Annotated in this window: 12 protein-coding genes; 4 read left to right on the forward strand and 8 right to left on the reverse strand. The window is 69.6% G+C overall.

Features of this window, described 5'->3' with window-relative positions; all coding sequences use genetic code 11:
- Positions 1–817 precede the first annotated feature (817 nt).
- From B0I29_RS25550 to deoC, 5 genes are all read right to left on the reverse strand, one after another.
- Entirely contained in the window at positions 818–3,073 is a 2,256-nt protein-coding gene (locus B0I29_RS25550; RefSeq protein WP_181557974.1) for a transposase, read from the reverse strand.
- An 82-nt stretch (positions 3,074–3,155) separates the two neighbouring features.
- Positions 3,156–4,043, reverse strand: a complete 888-nt coding sequence (locus tag B0I29_RS25555) for a DNA primase (protein ID WP_111651626.1) — start codon at positions 4,041–4,043, stop codon at positions 3,156–3,158.
- Positions 4,044–4,138: 95 nt separating this feature from the next.
- A complete protein-coding gene (locus tag B0I29_RS25560; protein ID WP_111651627.1) occupies positions 4,139–4,954 on the reverse strand; it encodes an aldehyde dehydrogenase family protein in 816 nt (271 codons plus the stop codon).
- Entirely contained in the window at positions 4,947–6,371 is a 1,425-nt protein-coding gene (locus B0I29_RS25565) for an aldehyde dehydrogenase family protein (protein WP_111651628.1), read from the reverse strand. The genes B0I29_RS25560 and B0I29_RS25565 overlap by 8 nt, the downstream gene beginning before the upstream one ends.
- 5 nt (positions 6,372–6,376) lie before the next feature.
- Entirely contained in the window at positions 6,377–7,306 is a 930-nt protein-coding gene (deoC, locus tag B0I29_RS25570) for a deoxyribose-phosphate aldolase (protein WP_111651629.1), read from the reverse strand.
- A 60-nt stretch (positions 7,307–7,366) separates the two neighbouring features.
- On the opposite strand from deoC, the gene upp reads away from it, so the two are divergent.
- Positions 7,367–7,999, forward strand: a complete 633-nt coding sequence (gene upp, locus B0I29_RS25575; protein ID WP_111651630.1) for a uracil phosphoribosyltransferase — start codon at positions 7,367–7,369, stop codon at positions 7,997–7,999.
- Positions 8,000–8,027: 28 nt separating this feature from the next.
- Here the strand turns inward: upp and B0I29_RS25580 are convergent, their stop codons facing one another.
- Positions 8,028–8,558, reverse strand: a complete 531-nt coding sequence (locus tag B0I29_RS25580; protein ID WP_111651631.1) for an NUDIX hydrolase — start codon at positions 8,556–8,558, stop codon at positions 8,028–8,030.
- Between the two features lie 176 nt (positions 8,559–8,734).
- Here B0I29_RS25580 and B0I29_RS25585 point away from each other — a divergent pair, with 176 nt between their 5' ends.
- On the forward strand, positions 8,735–12,241 hold the full coding sequence (locus tag B0I29_RS25585; RefSeq protein WP_111651632.1) for a bifunctional glycosyltransferase/CDP-glycerol:glycerophosphate glycerophosphotransferase: 3,507 nt from the start codon (positions 8,735–8,737) through the stop codon (positions 12,239–12,241).
- 49 nt (positions 12,242–12,290) lie between these two features.
- On the forward strand, positions 12,291–12,977 hold the full coding sequence (locus B0I29_RS25590) for a GOLPH3/VPS74 family protein (protein ID WP_111651633.1): 687 nt from the start codon (positions 12,291–12,293) through the stop codon (positions 12,975–12,977).
- Positions 12,978–13,025: 48 nt separating this feature from the next.
- On the opposite strand, the gene B0I29_RS25595 is transcribed toward B0I29_RS25590, so the two are convergent.
- Both B0I29_RS25595 and B0I29_RS25600 read right to left on the reverse strand, forming a co-directional pair.
- Positions 13,026–14,675, reverse strand: coding sequence for a phospho-sugar mutase (locus B0I29_RS25595; RefSeq protein ID WP_111651634.1), 1,650 nt, complete (start codon positions 14,673–14,675; stop codon positions 13,026–13,028).
- Between the two features lie 20 nt (positions 14,676–14,695).
- Positions 14,696–16,606, reverse strand: coding sequence for a serine/threonine-protein kinase (locus B0I29_RS25600; RefSeq protein ID WP_111651635.1), 1,911 nt, complete (start codon positions 16,604–16,606; stop codon positions 14,696–14,698).
- A 426-nt stretch (positions 16,607–17,032) separates the two neighbouring features.
- On the opposite strand from B0I29_RS25600, the gene B0I29_RS25605 reads away from it, so the two are divergent.
- Complete coding sequence (locus tag B0I29_RS25605; protein WP_111651636.1) at positions 17,033–18,289, forward strand: amidohydrolase; 1,257 nt, start codon at positions 17,033–17,035, stop codon at positions 18,287–18,289.
- Positions 18,290–18,297 lie beyond the last annotated feature (8 nt).

The raw sequence follows: 18,297 nt of genomic DNA on the forward strand, positions 1-18,297 counted from the left end.
CAGCCCATTCCTCGCTGCTCAGATCACCACGCGCCACACCGGTTCAACGACGGTCATCCTTGATCGCCACGCATGATCCGCGGGACAGAACCTAGTCCGAGCCGTCTGGTCTGGTCCGAGCCGTGCGGTCCGAGCCGTCTGGTCCGGTCGCGGTCCGCCTGGTCTCCCGGCCTGGCCAGCTATAGCCGTGTCCCGCGGCATTCGGCCGGTGTTGCAGGGTGTCTGCGCTATGGCCGTGACCAAGGCAGGTAGCCGAAGCGGCGTGACGGCCTGGACTTGCACGCGCGCCGCCTGGCGTCCCAGCCTGACCCGGTACGACCTAAACCCGCGGCACTCGGCCAGCGTCACGAGATGCCCGCGTCAAGCCCTCTTAGCTGACTGGCTAGGACCGGGGGTGGGTGAATGATGGGCGGCTGAGGCACTCACACGGCCCGTCTGTCCACTCAGCCCGGTCGTGCGCCCGCTCAGCGCGAGCATGCGGCACGGGCGGCGATGCAAAGAGCAAAGGGGCGCCCCCGGCAAGGCGGCTAACCGAAAACGGCGAACGGCCAAGCCGCAACAACCGGGCCGCGAAACAATCGGGCGACGAAGGGCCGGGCGTCGAAGGGCCGGGCGTCGAAGGGCCGGGCGTCGAGGGGCCGGGCGTCGAGGGGCCGGGCCGCGAACGGCCGGGCCGCGAACAATCGGGCCGCGAGCAATCGGGCCGCGAACGGCCAAACCCCCAACAACCGGGCGCCAACGACCAACCCGCAAACCCACCAAACCAAGAAGCCGCGCCCCATAAAACGGGACGCGGCCTCTCTCACAAACCTCTACCTCAACGACCGCCGAAACCGGCGTTGTTGTCGCGGTACTCATCGGCCGGCTGGCCGTCGCGGGTGAAGTCCCATCCGCCGGCCGCTTCCCGGCCCGGGCGGCCGCCCATGGCGAACCCGCCGATTTCCTGACCGCGCCGCCACCCGCGGAAATAACCCGTGGTGTGCGCCGCGATCGACGCCGCGTCTCGGACGATCCGCACCGGGCGTTCCTCGCGCAGGGGCGAACCCGGCACCAGGTTGGCCTGCGGCACCCGTTTCGGCAGGCCTGCTGAGGTCTCGGCAGCGACGGCCGGTGTGGACGCCTTTTCCGCCGCGCGCCAGCCGCTGTCGTTCGGGTTGGACCAGTCGACCGAGTCCTCCTCGGCGGGCCCGGTGAACCACGCCGAGCGAGCCGCCGCGAAGATCAGCAGGTCGCCGTCGTTGCCGTCGGTGGAGACCGGCGGTGTGGTGCTGCGATCCAGGGCGGTCAGTTTCGGTGCGCCGTCGACGAGCCGCAGCGGCGGGGTGCTGGGCGTGGCCCGGCCCGAACCGTTCGCCCGGCCGCCCAGCTGCGGGTCGATGCCCCGCAGTGACGGCGGCTCTTTCGGCATGTCCTGCCACGGCGGCTTGACCCGGCCCGAAGCGGGCGGGCTGACCGGTGCCGCCACGGGCGGCGGGGTCACCAGGTCGTCCTTGCCGCTGTTGAGCAGCGGCCAGTTGGCCCGTGAGCCCGGGTCCGAGATTTCCTGGCCGGGACGCTGCGCGGGCGTCGGCGCGGGGGCCGGCGACTGCGGAGGCAACGGCAGGCTGAAATCGGTCGGGCCGCCGGGCACACCGTTGGCCGGCGTCGTTTTCGGCCGGGACGGAATGACCGTGCGCGAACGCTCGGACCGTGCCCGGTTGAGCTCGGCGTTGGCAAGCGTGGGCCGGAACGGCTCGCCGGCGTCCGCCGGAGAAGACCGACCCCCCGGCTGCGCCGAGGTCGGGATCGAACGACTCCCCGGCTGCGCCGAGGTCGGCATCGAACGACCGCCAGGCTGCGCCGAAGTCGGCATCGCCGGAGGCCGGGACGCCGGGACCGGACGCGAACCCGGAGTGATCGGGGTCATGCCGGGCGGAGGCGGCGGCACCGAGACCGGCCGGTTGCCCGGCGTGGTCGGACGGGTGGGAAGCCCGTTCGCCGCTGCCGGAGCGATCGGCGGCGGGGTGATCGGGTCCGGAGCGACCGGGGGAGCCGTCATCGGCCGCGGCATGGCCGGACCGTTGCCGGTGGTCGCCGGCTCGGGACGGCTGCGCCGGCCGAAGCGCGAGTTCTCACCGGTCGGCACGGGCTGCAGCGTGGGAATCGGGTCCGGGGTCCGGCGGGAAGACCGCCGGCCGGTGCTCGGTCCGGTCACCGAGGTGCCGTTGCGGGCGCTCAGCGTGCCGACAAGCGCCGAACAGGCCGAGTCGCAGGCACGGACCGCACTGATTGCCTGACGCACGGCGTCGGCGGCGGCAGGGGCCAGAGACTTGTTGACGCCACCACGTCGCGGTGACTCGCTGATGGCCACCTGGAGTGCGGTGACGGCGGCGATCAGCTGCTCGTCGCTGCCGGCGCCGTTACGGGCCAGCTCACCGGCGATCTCGCGGGTGACGTGCCCGGTGTCGCCGGGGCGGCTGGTGATCCGCCCGGGCTCGGGCACGGCGTCGAGGACGGCCAGGGCCAGCGGGTGAGCGGGGTCCGGGTACGCCCGGAGGGCAGCCGGATAAAGCTCACGCAGCACCTCGCGCAGAGCGACGGCAGCCGAGTTACGCCCGACCAGCATCGCCACGTGCGCGGCCAGGACCGGCTTGTAGCTGACCAGCTCGCGTGGCGTCGGAAGGTTTATCGCGGCGATCGCGCCGGCCTGCAACGCCCGGGCCAGGCCGACGGCCCGGCGGGCGGCGACCGGCGCCGCGATCTCCTCTGGGGAGTCGTCGTCGGAGAAACGCTCGGCGTAGTCGTCCGCGTCGTCGTCGTCGACAACGACCAATGGGCGTCCGGCCGCTGTGAGCAGCGAGGTGACGACGTGGTCGTCACTGTCGGCGGCGACCGCCGCGTCGCTGAACCCCGTCGTCCGTTCCACGAGCAGCGTTCCCAGCTGGGCGTAGCCCGCCGGGTCGTCGCTGATCTCGTGGACGCCGAGCAGCCGGCCTGCGTCGTCCACCACGGCGATGGTCAGTGGTGCGGCCGAAGCCGTACGCACCGAATCATCAGCCGACGCCAGACCGCAGTACACGCGCACGAGCGCCACGGCGTCGTCCTCCTCCCCGGGACTGCTGCTTCTCTCTGGCCTGCTTCTCGTCGGCCAAGGACTGATGTTCCCTGGTAATCGGTCAGTCACGCCAGTCCACAGCGGCAGAGATCTTGCTGATGACCGAACGCCAACCCAGACTCGCCTGTTGTGCCCCGATTTTCTTCAGCCGGCGACGTCCGAAGAATCCGCTCATCCCACCGTTTTCCGCGGAGCGCAGGGACTCGTCCAGGTCATCGAGCGGAGAACCGGGCGACAGCGCCAGGATCACCGGCTTGATGCGGAGACCGTGTCCGAGGTCGCGGGCCACCTCGCCGGCGGCGATGAGAAGCGGCAGATCCCACGAGTCGTGCCCGCCGCGCAGGTTCTCCACCACGAGGTCAAGCTCGTAGCGATCATCCGGCTGCGGGTCGATGTCGCTCGACTGTACCCGCTCGGCGAGGACCGCCCAGGTGTCCAATTGTGCGAGATCGTGCGGAGCACCCGAACGAAGGAAGGAGACGAGCGATTCGGTGCTCTTGAACGCGAGCAGCCGGCCCTTGTGGCTGAGGAACAGGGGGACTTCCTCGTCGTCCGCCTGGTCGGCGGTCTCCTCCGGCTCGTCCTTGACGTCAGCCGAATCGCTCTCGGAAGAATCCGAAACGACGGCCTTGTCGACCTCGTCGCTGTCCGCGCCGAGTGCCTGACGCTCCAGTTCCTCGTCGCTGACCTCGACGAACTCCTCGCCGTCCTCCTCGACGACGCGCTTACGCGCCTCGAAGGGGTCGTCCTCGTCGACCTCGACCTCGGTCGGCGTGACCTCGCCGGCTTTCCGGTACGCCCGCAGGGTCAGACCGACACCGGCCGGGAGTGCGATCTCCACCGGCTCGATGCGGACGGAATCCCAAAGCTCACGCCCGGACAGCCCTTCGGACGAGGACTTCTCGGCCACCGGCGCGGACGCCTCGGGCTCGTCGGACTGGCTGGTCACGGTTGACCTCCGGATTACTTATGGGGGTGGCGGGACGGGTGACTCTGGGCACACACCCTAGTCGGCAACGCTGTGTGACAAAGGCCCCGGTGGTCTCACTCGCCCTTCGGGTGCCACACGGTCTTCGTCTCAAGCAGCGCCGTCATCGGCCGTAACCCCGGATCGGCGGTGAAGTCGGCGTCCGGGCGAGGGCGGATCACCCGCTTCAACGTGCCGGCAGCGGCCCGTTCCAGCTCGGCGGCGAGCTCGGCGTGCTCCACCCCGGTCAGGTCCAGTGCGTTCACGTCGGCGTGCGCGGCCAGCCAGGGCGCGGTCTCGGCGTACTTGCCGGTGAGAATGTTCACCACGCCGCCGGGGACGTCCGAGGTGGCCAGCACTTCGGCCAGGGTGATCGCGGTCTGTGCCTCCGGCGCGAGGACGACCACGGTGTTCCCGGTCACCACGGCCGGGGCGATCACGCTGACCAGGCCGAGCAGCGAGGGTGGCGCGACCACGGCGACCACACCGGTCGGCTCCGGCGAGGAGATGTTGAAGAACGGGCCGGCCACCGGGTTCGCACCGCCGGTGACCTGGGCGATCTTGTCGGACCAGCCCGCGTACCAGACCCAGCGGTCGATCGTGGCGTCCATCTCGTCGGCCTTCACGCCGAACGGGGTGAACTCGCGGCGGCGCGCTTCCAGCATCTCGGCGATCCGGTACAGCACCTGGCCGCGGTTGTACGCGGTGGCGCCGGCCCATTTCGGCTGGGCGGCACGGGCGGCCAGCACCGCGTCGCGGGCGTCCTTGCGGGAGGCGAGGGCCGCGTTGTCGCCGTTCACCACGAAGGTCCGTCCTGACTCGCTCCGGGGGAAAGCGCCGCCGATGAACAGCTTGTATGTCTTGCGGACGGCAAGACGAGCAGACTTAGGCAAGGTAGGCCTCCAAGCCGTGCCGGCCGCCTTCACGGCCGTAACCGGACTCCTTGTAGCCGCCGAACGGCGACGCCGGGTCGAACTTGTTGAACGTGTTCGCCCACACCACGCCGGCCCGCAACTTGCCGGCGATCGCGAGGATCCGGGATCCCTTCTCGGTCCAGATGCCGGCCGAGAGCCCGTACGGAGTGTTGTTGGCTTTTTCGACGGCCTCGGCCGGAGTCCGGAAGGTGAGCACCGATAACACCGGTCCGAAGATCTCTTCCCGGGCGATCCGGTGTGCCTGGGTCACGCCGGTGAAGATCGTCGGAGCGAACCAGAAGCCGCGATCGGGCAGCTGACATTCCGGCGACCAGCGCTCCGCGCCCTCCTGTGCACCTATTTCCGACAATTCGGTAATACGGGCCAGCTGTGCCGCGGAATTGATCGCGCCGATATCCGTGTTCTTGTCCAGCGGGTCGCCGACCCGCAGCGTGGACATCCGCCGCTTCAGCGAGAAGAGCAGCTCCTCGGCGATCGACTCTTGCACCAGCAGGCGCGAGCCCGCACAGCAGACGTGACCCTGGTTGAAGAAGATGCCGCTGACGATCCCCTCGACAGCCTGGTCGATCGGAGCGTCGTCGAAGACGATGTTCGCCGCCTTGCCGCCCAACTCCAGGGTGAGGCGCTTGCCGGTGCCGGCCACCGAGCGGGCGATCTCCCGGCCCACCTCGGTCGAGCCGGTGAAGGCCACCTTGTTCACATCCGGGTGCTGCACCAGATAGGCCCCGGTGTCACCGGCGCCGGTGACGATGTTGACCACACCCGGTGGCAGCTCGGCCTGGCGGCAGATGTCAGCGAAGAACAGCGCCGAGAGCGGGGTGGTCTCGGCCGGCTTGAGCACCACGGTGTTTCCGGTGGCGAGCGCCGGCGCGATCTTCCACGCCAGCATCAGCAGCGGGAAGTTCCACGGGATGATCTGGCCGGCCACGCCCAGCGGTTTCGGGTCGGGGCCGAAGCCCGCGTACCCAAGCTTGTCGGCCCAGCCGGCGTAGTAGAAGAAGTGTGCCGCGACCAGAGGCAGGTCGACGTCGCGCGACTCCTTGATCGGCTTCCCGTTGTCGAGCGACTCCAAAACCGCGAGTTCTCGCGATCTTTCCTGAATTATCCGAGCAATTCGGAATAAATACTTAGCGCGCTCCGACCCGGGCAGCGTGGACCACGACTGAAAGGCGCGCCGGGCCGCGTCGACAGCTCGGTCGACGTCCTCTGAGCCGGCCGAAGCGACCTCGGCGAGGACTTCCTCGGTAGCCGGATTGACGGTCTTGAAAACGTTGCCGTCCTTCGACGGATCAAAAGCACCGTCGATAAAAAGACCGTAGGAAGACGCGATCTCGACAACAGAGCGAGACTCAGGTGCTGGTGCGTAAGAGAACATCGGCCTCAGTCCAGGGTGAAGTAGTCCGGACCGGCGTAGTGACCGGTGGTGAGCCTGGTCCGCTGCATGAGCAGGTCGTTGAGCAGCGACGACGCGCCGAACCGGAACCAGTCCGGGCTGAGCCAGTCGTCACCGACCGTCTCGTTGATCGTCACCAGGTACTTGATGGCGTCCTTGGTGTTCTTGATGCCGCCGGCCGGCTTGACCCCGACCTGCCTGTTGTAAGCAATGCGGTAGTCCCGCACCGCCTCCAGCATGACCAGCGTGATCGGCAGCGTCGCGTTCACCGCGACCTTGCCGGTGGAGGTCTTGATGAAGTCGGCACCGGCCAGCATGGCGAGCCAGGAGGCGCGGCGCACGTTGTCGTACGTTGCCAGCTCCCCGGTCTCCAGGATCACCTTGAGGTGCGCCGCGCCGGACGCTTCCTTGACGGCGACGATCTCGTCGAAGACCCGGTTGTACTCACCGGCAAGGAACGCGCCGCGGCTGATCACCATGTCGATCTCGTCGGCGCCGGCCTCGACCGCGGCGCGGGTGTCGGCGAGTTTCACCTCAAGCGGCGCCTGCCCGGACGGGAACGCGGTGGCGACGCTGGCCAGGTGCACCCCCGAACCGGCGAGCGCGGCCGCGGCGACCGGGACCATCGCCGGATAAACGCAGATGGCGGCCACCGCCGGGCAGCTCGGATCGGCGGGATCGGGCCGCCGACCCTTGGCGCAGAGTGCCCGGACCTTGCCCGGGGTGTCCGCGCCTTCGAGCGTGGTCAGATCGACCATGCGTATGGCCAGGTCGATGGCGCTTGCCTTGGCGCTCGCCTTCACCGACCGGGTGCCGAGTGCCGCCGCCCTCGACTCGACCCCGACCTTGTCGACCCCGGGGAGGCCGTGCAGGAAGGAGCGGAGGTCGGACAGCCCGATGGACGCTGTCGCAGTCATGAAACCGATTCTAAGCAGGCCTGTGACAATTGATCTTGAATGAACGGTAGGTTGAGGCCCGTGGACGTCCTTGTTGTAGATCACCCGCTGGCACAGACCCGGCTCACCGCGATGCGCCGCACCGAGACCGAGTCCGGTGTCTTCCGCGCCTCGCTGCACGAGCTGACCACGATGGTGGTCTACGAGGCGGCCCGCCTCTTCGCGGTGGAGAAGTACTCGATCGAGACGCCGGTGGCGCAGACCGAGGGCACCCGCCTGGCGAACCCGCCGCTGATCGTCCCGGTTCTCCGCGCCGGCCTCGGCATGGCCGACGCCGCGCTCGGCCTGCTCCCCGAGTCCTCGATGGGCTTCGTGGGCCTGGCCCGTGACGAGGAGACCCACGAGCCCCGCGCTTACATGGAGTCGCTCCCGGCGGACCTCGCCGGTCAGCCGGTCCTGGTCCTCGACCCGATGCTCGCCACCGGCGGCTCGCTGCTGCACTGCTGCAAGCTGCTCGCCGACCGCGGCTGCACCGACATCATCATCTGCTGCGTCCTGGCCGCCCCCGAGGGCGTCGAGCGCCTCGCGTCGTCCGGCCTGCCGCTCCGCCTGATCACGGCGTCGATCGACGAGGGTCTGAACGAGAAGGCGTACATCGTCCCCGGCCTCGGCGACGCCGGCGACCGCCAGTTCGGCGGCATGCGCCGCTTCTGATCCAAAACCGAAAAAGGCCGCTTTTCGCTCACTCCGAGCGAGACGCGGCCTTTTCCACTTCGGTACGCGTAGCCAGCGTCGAGTAGCTCCACGAGATCGCCTTGCCATCGGCAAACGGCATCACACCGTGGAACACCGACGGGTCCTCGGCGAAGACCAGCGGCAGGAAGTGCCGGTCGGACTCCCACATCGGCATTTTCCCGGCCAGTACGTCGGCGACATCGACCCAGTGCAGCGAGCCCTCCGGGTTGTCGCGCAGCGGCGTGCCGGACCACTCGGTGATCCGGAAGACGAAGCCGAGCCAGTTCTCACCGCCGCGGCCGAAACCGGGCCAGGAGATGGTGCCGGCGAGCTCGATGCCGGTGCAGTCGATGCCGGCCTCTTCGAAGATCTCCCGGCGGATGCCGGAGACGACGTCCTCATCGGGTTCGAGCTTGCCGCCCAGGCCGTTGTAGTAACCGAAATGAATGTCATCCGGGCGAGCGTCGCGGCGGATCATCAAGATCTGACGCCGATCGGGTGAGTAGACGTATCCCAAAGTGGCGACGATGGCCTGCACTCGGCCAACCCTAGAGCATGGCGATGGGTGACAAACGGCCCATATGATGATGAAGCGCGCTCACGTAGCGCCTGGCTGTTCTGCTAACGTTCGCCGAACAGCGGGCGCATAGAGTGAAGAGTCGGGTGCGCCGTCAACCGGTCCCGGGCTGTCTAGTTCTCCAGGAGGGTCACGGGATGCATTCCGTGCTGAGCGTCGTCGTGCCGGTCTACAACGTGGCACCCTACCTGGAGGAATGCCTCTCCTCCATCGCGGCTCAGTATTACCGCCAGATCGAAGTCGTGATGGTCGACGACGGCTCAACGGACAACAGTGGCGAGATCGCCGCGGACTTCGCGAGTCGTGACTCTCGGTTCAAGTTGGTGACCAAGGCGAACGCCGGGCTCGGTGCCGCGCGTAACACCGGCGTGGAGCACGCCACCGGCGAGTACCTGATGTTCGTCGACAGCGACGACGTCCTGCCGCCGGCCGCCTGCGAGCTGCTCATCGCGTCGATCGCCGAGACCGGGTCGGACTTCGCCTCCGGCAACGTGATGCGGCTTACCAGCCGTGGCGTGCACCAGTCCGGACTGCACCGCACCCCGTTCGCCACCACGAACCTGCGTACCCACGTCAGCAAGCAGGTCTCGCTGATGGACGACCGCACCGCGTGGAACAAGATCTTCCGCCGCTCGTTCTGGGACCAGCACAAGCTGGCCTTCCCGGAGGGTGTGCTCTACGAAGACACCCCGGTCATGGTCCCGGCGCACGTGCTGGCGAAAAGCGTCGACATCCTCGACGTGCCGGTCTACTACTGGCGCGAGCGCGAGGGCGCGGACAAGTCGATCACCCAGCGGCGTGACGAGATCCGCGGCTTCATCGACCGGCTGGCCGGCGTCGAGCAGGTCAGCAAGTTCCTCGCCAAGCACAAGCAGAACAAGCTCAAGCGCCTCTACGACGCGTCCGCGCTCAAGGGCGACCTGATGCTGTTCATGCGGGTGCTCCCGCAGGTCGACGACGATTACCACCAGCAGTTCCTGGACGGCTGCAACCGCTTCCTGGACACCGTCGACGCCCGCGTCTACGACGAGATCCCGGCCGCCCAGCGGGTGCTCTGGCGCCTGGTGCGCAACCGGATGCTGCCCGAGCTGCTGGAGATGATCCCGACCGTCCGGGCCCGGCACCGGATCGTCCGCAAGGGCCTGCGGCGTTACCACAAGCTGATGTTCCTGGAGGAGCGCCTGCCGACCGTGCCGCGGTCGCTCTTCCTGGCCGGCACCCCGCGCCCGCGGACCCGGATGCACGACGCCCACTGGCGCGGCGACAAGCTTCAGGTCCGCGGTCACGCCTTCATCCCCGGGCAGGCCGCCGGGCACGCCTGGTCGACCACCCGGCTGGTCTGGCTGCGCGACGAGGACGGCCGGCGGACCAAGCGGCAGGCCCTGGTCAACCACAAGTGCCTGGACGCGACAGCGGTGCACGGCAGCCCGACGATCTCGTACGACTGGTCCGGCTTCGAGGCCGAGATCGACGTCCAGTCGCTGCGCGGCGAGGACGGCAAGTGGCACGACGGGATCTGGACCGTCGTGGTCGGCGTCCTCGGCCTCGGGCAGAAGAGCAAGGGCCCGCTGACCGTCGGCGAGCACGCCAACCCGATCCGGCTCACCAGCCTCTACGTCGACTCCGACGTCCGGATCACCCCGGTCGTCACGAACGGCAAGTTCCAGCTGCACATCGAGCACATCGGCGCCCGGCTCACCGGCGGCCGCCTCGACGGCGACCACCTGGAGATCCGCGGCGAGGTGACCGGTGCGAACCGGAAACCGGCCACGGCCCGCCTGTCGCGCACGTCCGGGATCGCCTGGCGCAGTTACCCGGTGGAGATCTCCGACGACCAGTTCGCGTTCCGGGTCCCCCTGACCGACCTGCAGGACGAGTCACTGGCGTACCCGGAGCTGCTGCCCGGCGAGCCGGGCGAGCGCTGGGAGGTCGAGCTGTCGGCCGGCGACGAGCACGCCGCACCGATCCACCTCGCCATGCACGACTACTTCACGTTCCCGCCGATCTACCTGGACAGCCGGACCCTCAACCTGCTGCCGGACCGCAAGGGTCACCCGGTGCTGACCGCACTGCCGCTGACCCCGGCGGTCTCCGGTGTCACGTCGCTGAGCACCGGTTTCCGGCTCACCGGCACGCTCCCGCCGAGCGGCGACTGGAGCGACATGCGGGTGGTGGCCCGGATCTCGAACGCGCGGGAGACCCGGCACTTCCCGGTGAAGGTCGACGGCGACACCTGGAGCCTCGACCTGGACCCGCTGCGGGTGCCGAGCTTCGGCTGGGACATCCGGCTGCGGGCCGGCACCTGGAACGTCTACTACCGCCTCGGTGACGGCCCGATCCGCCCGCTGCCGCTGGCCGCCGGGAGCATGGAGAGCCTGCCGCTGGGCCACCCGGCCGACCCGAAACGGGTCACCCTGGAATGGCTCACCGACCAGCGCAGCGTGATCCGCGTCCGGACCGCTCTCACCGACGAGGAGCGCGGCAAGGCGAACGGCTTCCGCAACCGCACCGAGCTCTATCCGAAGCTGCGCAAGGCGCCGCTGCGCGACGTCGTGCTCTACAACAGCTTCACCGGCCGGCAGTACTCGGACAGCCCCCGCGCGGTCCACGAGGAGCTCGTCGCCCGGGGCCTGCCGCTCGGCCACCTCTGGGTGATCACCGACGGCCAGGCCGCGGTGCCGGACTCCGCCCGCGCGGTCGCCCTCTGGCGCCACGAGTGGTACGAGGCCCTCGCCACGAGCCGGTACATCGTCACGAACCAGCACCTGCCCGGCTGGTTCGAGCGCCGCCCCGACCAGGTGGTCATCCAGACCTGGCACGGCACCCCGCTGAAGCGGATCGGCTTCGACATCGAGGACCTGCACTTCGCCGACAAGCAGTACTTCGAGAAGCTGGAAGCGGAGGCGAAGAACTGGAGTCACCTGGTCTCGCCGAACACGTTCAGCACGCCGATCCTGAAGCGCGCCTTCCGCTTCCCGGGCGAGATCCTGGAGGTCGGTTACCCGCGTAACGACGTGCTCTTCCTCGAAGGGGAGAAGCGCGACGCGCTGGTCGCCGACGTGCGCCGCCGGATCGGGCTGCCGGCCGGCAAGAAGGTCGTGGTCTACGCGCCGACGTGGCGTGACGACGAGTACTACGCCGGTGGCGCGTACAAGATGAACATGATGCTGGACCTGGAAGCGGCCCGGGAGCGTCTCGGCGACGACCACGTGCTGCTGATCCGGCGCCACCCGAACGTCGTCGACGAGATCCGCGGCGCCGGCAACGGCTTCGTGTACGACGTCTCGACGTACCCGGACATGGCGGACCTCCTGGCCATCGCCGACGTCCTGATCACCGATTACTCCTCGGTGATGTTCGACTTCGCCAGCACCGGCCGGCCGATGTTGTTCTTCACGTACGACCTGGAGAACTACCGGGACAACCTGCGTGGCTTCTACTTCGACTTCGAGACCGAGGCTCCCGGGCCGCTGCTGAGCACCTCCGACGAGGTGATCGACGCGATCCGTACCTCGGATCAGGTGGTGGAGAAGTACGCCACCCAATACCAGGCCTTCACCCGGCGCGCGAGTGACCTCGACGACGGACACGCATCGGCCCGATTGGTCGACGCGATGCTGACGGCTGGGCGCAAGAGCAAGTGACCGACCTGGGGATCGGATCCCGTGACGCGGAGCACTATCGTTGTCAAATATGACCCCCATCCCGCTCGCCGAGGAACTCCTCCTCCTCGCGTACGACGACCAGACCGGTAAGGCGACCGGCTCGCGCATCGGGCTCGACCTGGGCATGGCCGCGGCCATCCTGATCGACCTCGCTCTGGCGAACCGGGTCGCGTACGCCGCTGACGGCTACCTCAAGGTCGTCGACGCCACCCCGCTCGGTGACGTCGTCGCCGACGCCGTGCTGGCGAAGGTCGCGGCGGACGAGCCGCACACCCCCGCGCAGTGGCTCCAGCGTCTGCGTCACCGCCTGCGCACCCGGATCCTGGAGGATCTGTGTGACCGGGGTGTCGTCCGCGACGTCGACGAGACTCAGCTCGGTGTGATCCACGTGCACCGTTACCCGACGAGCGACCCGGCGTACGAGGCTGAGATCCGGCAGCGGCTTGCGGCCGCCCTGGTCGGCAACACGCTTCCCGACGAGCGCACCGCCGCGCTCGCCACGCTGCTTGTCGCGGCTCGGATGGAACCGGCGCTGAAGCTGCCGCCCGAGGACGCCGACCGCGCACACGAGCGGCTCGAGGAGATCGCCAGCAACGCCGGGTTCGTCGGCGACGTCTCGCTGGAGGACTCGATCGTGCGTCCCAGCGTGGCCCTCGTGGTCGCGACGCTGGGCCGGGCCATCCAGGCCGCCCTGGGCACTCCGAAACCGCTGTGAGGCCCCTGGACCGGCTGGCTCACTGCTGAGCCAGCCGGATGGGGTCTTCTACACGCCCAGCGTCGCGGCGATCTCGCCGCGCAGGCTGACGAGCGCGGCCGCGGCGCGGCTCCGGGCCGTTTCCAGGTCGCCCTCGGCGACCGGTTCAACCACTTCCAGGTACGCCTTGAGCTTCGGCTCCGTGCCCGAAGGACGAATCACCACCCGGGCGCCGGCCGTCCGGAACGTGAGGACGTCGTTGTCCGGCAGCAGATCGGCGATCTCGGTCACCGGTGATCCGAGCAGGGTCGCCGGCGGCGCCTGACGGGCCCGGCCCATCGCCCGGCCGATCTCGGACAGGTCGTCGACCCGGACCGAGAGCTGGTCGGTGGCGTGCACCCCGAACTCGGTCGCCAGCTCGTCCAGGCGGTCACCGAGGGTTCGACCCTCGGCCCGCAGCTGGGCGGCCAGCTCGGCGACCGTCAGCGCGGCCGTGACCCCGTCCTTGTCGCGGACCATCGCCGGGGCGACGCAGTACCCGAGCGCCTCCTCGTACCCGAACGCCAGCTCCTCGGCGGCCCGGACGATCCACTTGAAGCCGGTCAGGGTCTCCGCGTACGGCACACCACGGGCGGCGCAGAGGCGGCCCAGCAGCTGCGACGACACGATCGTGGTGGCGTACGTGCCGGTGACGCCGCGCCGGATCAGGTGGTCGGCCAGGAGCACGCCCAGCTCGTCCCCGCGCAGCGGCCGCCATCCGCCGGCCACCGGGATGGCGACGGCGCAGCGGTCCGCGTCCGGGTCGTTGGCGATCGCCAGGTCGGCGTGGTTCGTGCCGGCCAGCGCGAGCAGCCGGTCCATCGCACCCGGCTCCTCCGGGTTCGGGAACGCCACGGTCGGGAACTCCGGGTCCGGCTCGGCCTGGTCGGCCACCACGGCCGGCACGGCGAACCCGGCGGCGGCGAACGCGGCCTCCACGGTCTCCCCGCCCACCCCGTGCATCGGGGTGTACGCGATGGTCAGCTCCCGCGGGCCGCCCTCGATGAGCACGTTCGCGGCGCTCCGGACGTACCCCTGGAAGATCTTGTCGTCGAGGAGCGTGCCGGGACCGCCGAGCGGGACCGCCGCGAGGCTGCCGACCGCGCGGATGGCCGCCTCGATGCCGGCGTCGGCCGGCGGCACGATCTGCGCGCCGTGACCGGCCGGACCGCCGAGCTGCTCACCGAGATAGACCTTGTAACCGTTGTCCTGCGGCGGGTTGTGGCTGGCGGTGACCATCACGCCGGCGACCGCGCCGAGGGCGCGCACCGCGTAGGCCAGGACGGGCGTGGGCAGGGTTCGTGGCATCACCATGGCCGGGCGGCCGGCTCCGGTGGCGACGCGTGCGGTCCGCTCGGCGAACTCGCGGGATCCGTGCCGGGCGTCGTACCCGATGACCAGAGGTCCCTCGCCACCTTGCGCGCCCAGCCAGGTCACCAGGCCGGCGGCGGCCTGGGTGACCACCGCGAGGTTCATGCCGTTCGGGCCGGCGCGCAGCGGACCGCGCAGCCCTGCCGTGCCGAAGGTGAGCGGGCCGGCGAACCGGTCGCGCAGTTCCGCGGTGGTCGCCGGCAGCCGGTCGATCAGCTCGCGCAGCTCGGACCGGCTCACCGGGTCGGGATCGTCGGTGAGCCAGGCCTCGGCCCGCTCAATCAGGTCAACATCAACTTCGGACACCATCAGGGATTGATAGCACAGCGTCACCCGGCGATCTGAAAGGTCTCCGCCATCTTGTCGAAGTACGGCTTGCTGGCGGCGAAGTCGACTTCCGGAGTGGTCAGGTAGAACGAGTACATCTTGTTGCCGATGGTGGTCATCCGCCAGATGCCGTGACGCATGGCGTCACCCTCGCCGCAGGTGTACTCGAACTGCGCACCGGCGTTGCCCGCGACCTCGACCTCGATGGTCTCGCCCTGGGTGTACGGCTTCGGGCAGTTCTTCGACTTCTTCAAGGTGCCGGGCGCGGTCTCGTTGACGAACCGGTTCGGTGAGATCGAGCCCTTCTCCAGAAGGACGCGGACCTTGACCGCCTTGTTGTCCGGGTTCACGTAATCCACGTACGTCTGGCCGGAGGTGCGGGTCCAGCCGGCCGGAACCTGCACGCTGATCGAGGCGTTGCCCTGGAAGTCCTGGGTCTGCACCGGCGGCAGCTCGACCGCGGCGCTCGCCGCCGGCTGAGCCTGTGCGTCCTGGCCGGCCGGATCGTCGCCGCCGCCCAGCGAGAAGACCAGGATCAGCACCAGCACGACGGCCGCGGCGGCGCCGGCCGAGGCCAGCTGCTTGTTACGCGGCCAGGACTTGAACGTGGTGACCAGCTTGTCGGTGGTCTCCTTCGCGCCGGTCGTCACCTTGCTCATGGTGGCGCGCCGTTTCGCCGCCGGGCTCATCACCACGGTGCCGGGGCGCTGGTCGCCCGAGTTCCACGGGTTGTGCGGCGGGATCACGCTGGTCGGGTCACCCGACTGCGGCTGCTGCCGCATCATGCTGGTCGGGAAACCGCCCGGGTTCTCACCGGCGGGCTCCGGGGCACGGCGGCGGCCGCCGGGGGAGTTCTGCTGCTGGAGCTTGTTGAGGTGGTCGGTGAGCGACTCACCGGACTGGAGCATCGCCCGGCCACCGATCTGGCCGCTGGGCTGCGGCGGGATCTGTTGGGTCGCGCCGGGCGCCGGGCTGGTCGGTCGGGACGACGAGACCACCGAGTAGGGGTCGGTCATCATGTGCGGCGGCTGCTTGCTGGCCAGCGGGCCGGCCAGCTGCTGACGCAGGATGGTGCGGGCGGTGGTCACGTCCATCCGCTGGCCCGGGTTTTTCTCCAGCAGGCCCATCAGCACCGGGGCGAGCGAGCCCGCGCGCACGACCGGCGCCGGCGGGTCCTCGACCACCGCGTGCATGGTCTCGATCGGGTCACCCTTGTCGAACGGCGGGCGTCCCTCGATCGCGGTGTAGAGCGTGACGCCCAGCGAGAACAGGTCGCTCGGCGGGCCGAAGTCGTGGCCCATGGCCCGCTCCGGCGAGATGAAGTGCGGCGAGCCCAGAACCATGCCGGGCGTGGTCAGCTGCACGTCGGTGGGCATCCGGGCGACGCCGAAGTCGGTCAGCACGCAGCGGCCGTCCTGGCAGATCAGCACGTTCGCCGGCTTCACGTCGCGGTGCAGCACGCCGTGGGCGTGCGCGACCTCGAGAGCGCCGAGCAGAGCGATGCCGATCTTCGCGACCACTCGCGGGGAGACCGGGCCGTCCTCGATGACCATGTCGGCGAGGCTGCGGGCGTCCAGCAGCTCCATCACGATCCATGGCCGGCCGTTCTCGTGGACCACGTCGTAGACCTGGACGACGGCCGGGTGCTGGAGCGCGGCGGCGGCGCGGGCCTCCCGCATGGTGCGCTCGTACATCGAGTCGCGGTCGCTGGGTGCGAGACCTGGCGGGAGGATCACCTCCTTGATCGCCACGTCGCGGCGCAGCAGCGTGTCCGCCGCGCGCCACACCGTTCCCATGCCGCCGTGACCCACCGCGGCGCGCAGCGTGTACCGCCCGCCGATGAGCGTGCCCGGGGCCGCACGTCCGCTGAGAGGGGAGGTGTTGCCACCGCTCCACGTCGGAATCTGAGTCACTGAGGATGCCACCGAGGGGGTATAGGGGCTGTCGCCAACCCCGCTATCTTGCCCGCTGGGTGGCGCTCAATGAAAGTCACGGGTGGAGTGTTCAACACACTTCGACGGTGGGTAGCCGTGAAGTGGCCGAGTGTGGGCGCCGGCGAACTCAGGGTGCAAAAACCCTCACTGTCGGCGGTTGGTCGCCGGAGGGAGCGCGAACGTCCTACCGTTGAGGCAACGTACAGCTGGTGTGTCGCGTCACCTGAGCGATTCGCTACCCGTTGAGGGGTTGGCGGGCCGGGACGATCTCCCGTGGGCCCGCCTCGCCCCTGCTGTGGAGTGGCAACCTCTTTACCCTCCCGTTACACAGCGTGATGGAATTCGGGCTACGCTGACGCGCGTCGCGAAACCCGACAAACCTCTAGAACGAATACGGAAGCCGACGTGACTGCTGCTCTGACGGCGCCGGAAGGTGTCGATACGCCGTGGCCCGGGATGCTGCCCGGTGCCGACCCGCTCCCTGGTCAGCTTGATCGCTGGCTCGCCGCGCGGGGTTCAGAGCTGGTAACGATTCGCCGGCACATCCATGCTCACCCGGAGCCGTCACACTCCGAGTTCGAGACCGCCGCGCTGATCGCCCGTGAGCTGACCGTCGCCGGCCTCACCCCGCGGATGCTGCCCCGGGGCAACGGAGTCGTCTGCGACATCGGCGAGGGTGATCGGATCATCGCGTTCCGCGCCGACATCGACGCGCTGCCGCTGCAGGACCTCAAGGACGTGCCGTACCGCAGCACCGTGGACAACCTGGCGCACGCCTGCGGTCACGACGTGCACACCACCGTGATGCTCGGCCTCGGCCTGGCCTTGGCGAAACTGCACGAGCAGGGCGAGCTGTCCGGCCGGGTGCGGCTGATCTTCCAGCCGGCCGAGGAGGCGATGCCGTCCGGCGCCCCCGAGGCGATCGCGGCGGGTGCGCTCAAGGACGTCGCGGCCATCTTCGCGCTGCACTGCTACCCCCAGCTGCCGGCCGGTCTCGTCGGTGTCCGCTCCGGGCCGTTCACCGCGGCCGCCGACGCGGTCTCGGTGAAGCTGACCGGCCCCGGCGGGCACACCGCCCGCCCGCACCTGACCGCCGACCTGGTGCACGCGCTGGGCCGGGTCATCGTCGACGTGCCGGCTCTGCTGGCCCGCCGGATCGACCCGCGGGCCGGACTCTCCCTGGTCTGGGGCGCGGTGCACGCCGGGCAGGCGTTCAACGCGATCCCGGGCGCCGGCGAGGTGCGCGGCACCGTCCGGGTGCTCAGCCGGGAGGCCTGGCGCGAGGCGCCGGAACTGGTCACCAAGCTGATCCACGACGTGGTCGCGGCGACCGGTGCCGACGTCGAGGTCAATTACCAGCGCGGTGTGCCGCCGGTGATCAACGACCGGATGGCGTCGGCGATCGTGGCCGGCGCCGCCGGTGCCGCGCTCGGCGCCGACCGGGTGGTCGAGGCCGAGCTCAGCATGGGCGGCGAGGACTTCTCGTTCTACCTGGAGCACGTGCCGGGCGCGATGATCCGGCTCGGCACCGCCGTCCCCGGCTCGGACGTGCGTCACGACCTGCACCAGGGCGACTTCGACGTGGACGAGCGCAGCATCGGTTACGGAGTGCGGGTCATGACGCACACAGCCCTGGCGGCGCTCGCCTCCGGAGCCTTCTGAGCCTTCTG

Source organism: Actinoplanes lutulentus (assembly GCF_003259845.1).
Classification (GTDB): Bacteria; Actinomycetota; Actinomycetes; order Mycobacteriales; family Micromonosporaceae; genus Actinoplanes; species Actinoplanes lutulentus.

Bases quoted from the DNA above. Each gene is read 5' to 3' on its own strand.
- deoC (WP_111651629.1), bottom strand. From the start codon at position 7,306: ATGACTGCGACAGCGTCCATCGGGCTGTCCGACCTCCGCTCCTTCCTG.
- B0I29_RS25565 (WP_111651628.1), bottom strand. From the start codon at position 6,371: ATGTTCTCTTACGCACCAGCACCTGAGTCTCGCTCTGTTGTCGAGATC.
- B0I29_RS25595 (WP_111651634.1), bottom strand. From the start codon at position 14,675: ATGGTGTCCGAAGTTGATGTTGACCTGATTGAGCGGGCCGAGGCCTGG.
- B0I29_RS25585 (WP_111651632.1), top strand. From the start codon at position 8,735: ATGCATTCCGTGCTGAGCGTCGTCGTGCCGGTCTACAACGTGGCACCC.
- B0I29_RS25590 (WP_111651633.1), top strand. From the start codon at position 12,291: ATGACCCCCATCCCGCTCGCCGAGGAACTCCTCCTCCTCGCGTACGAC.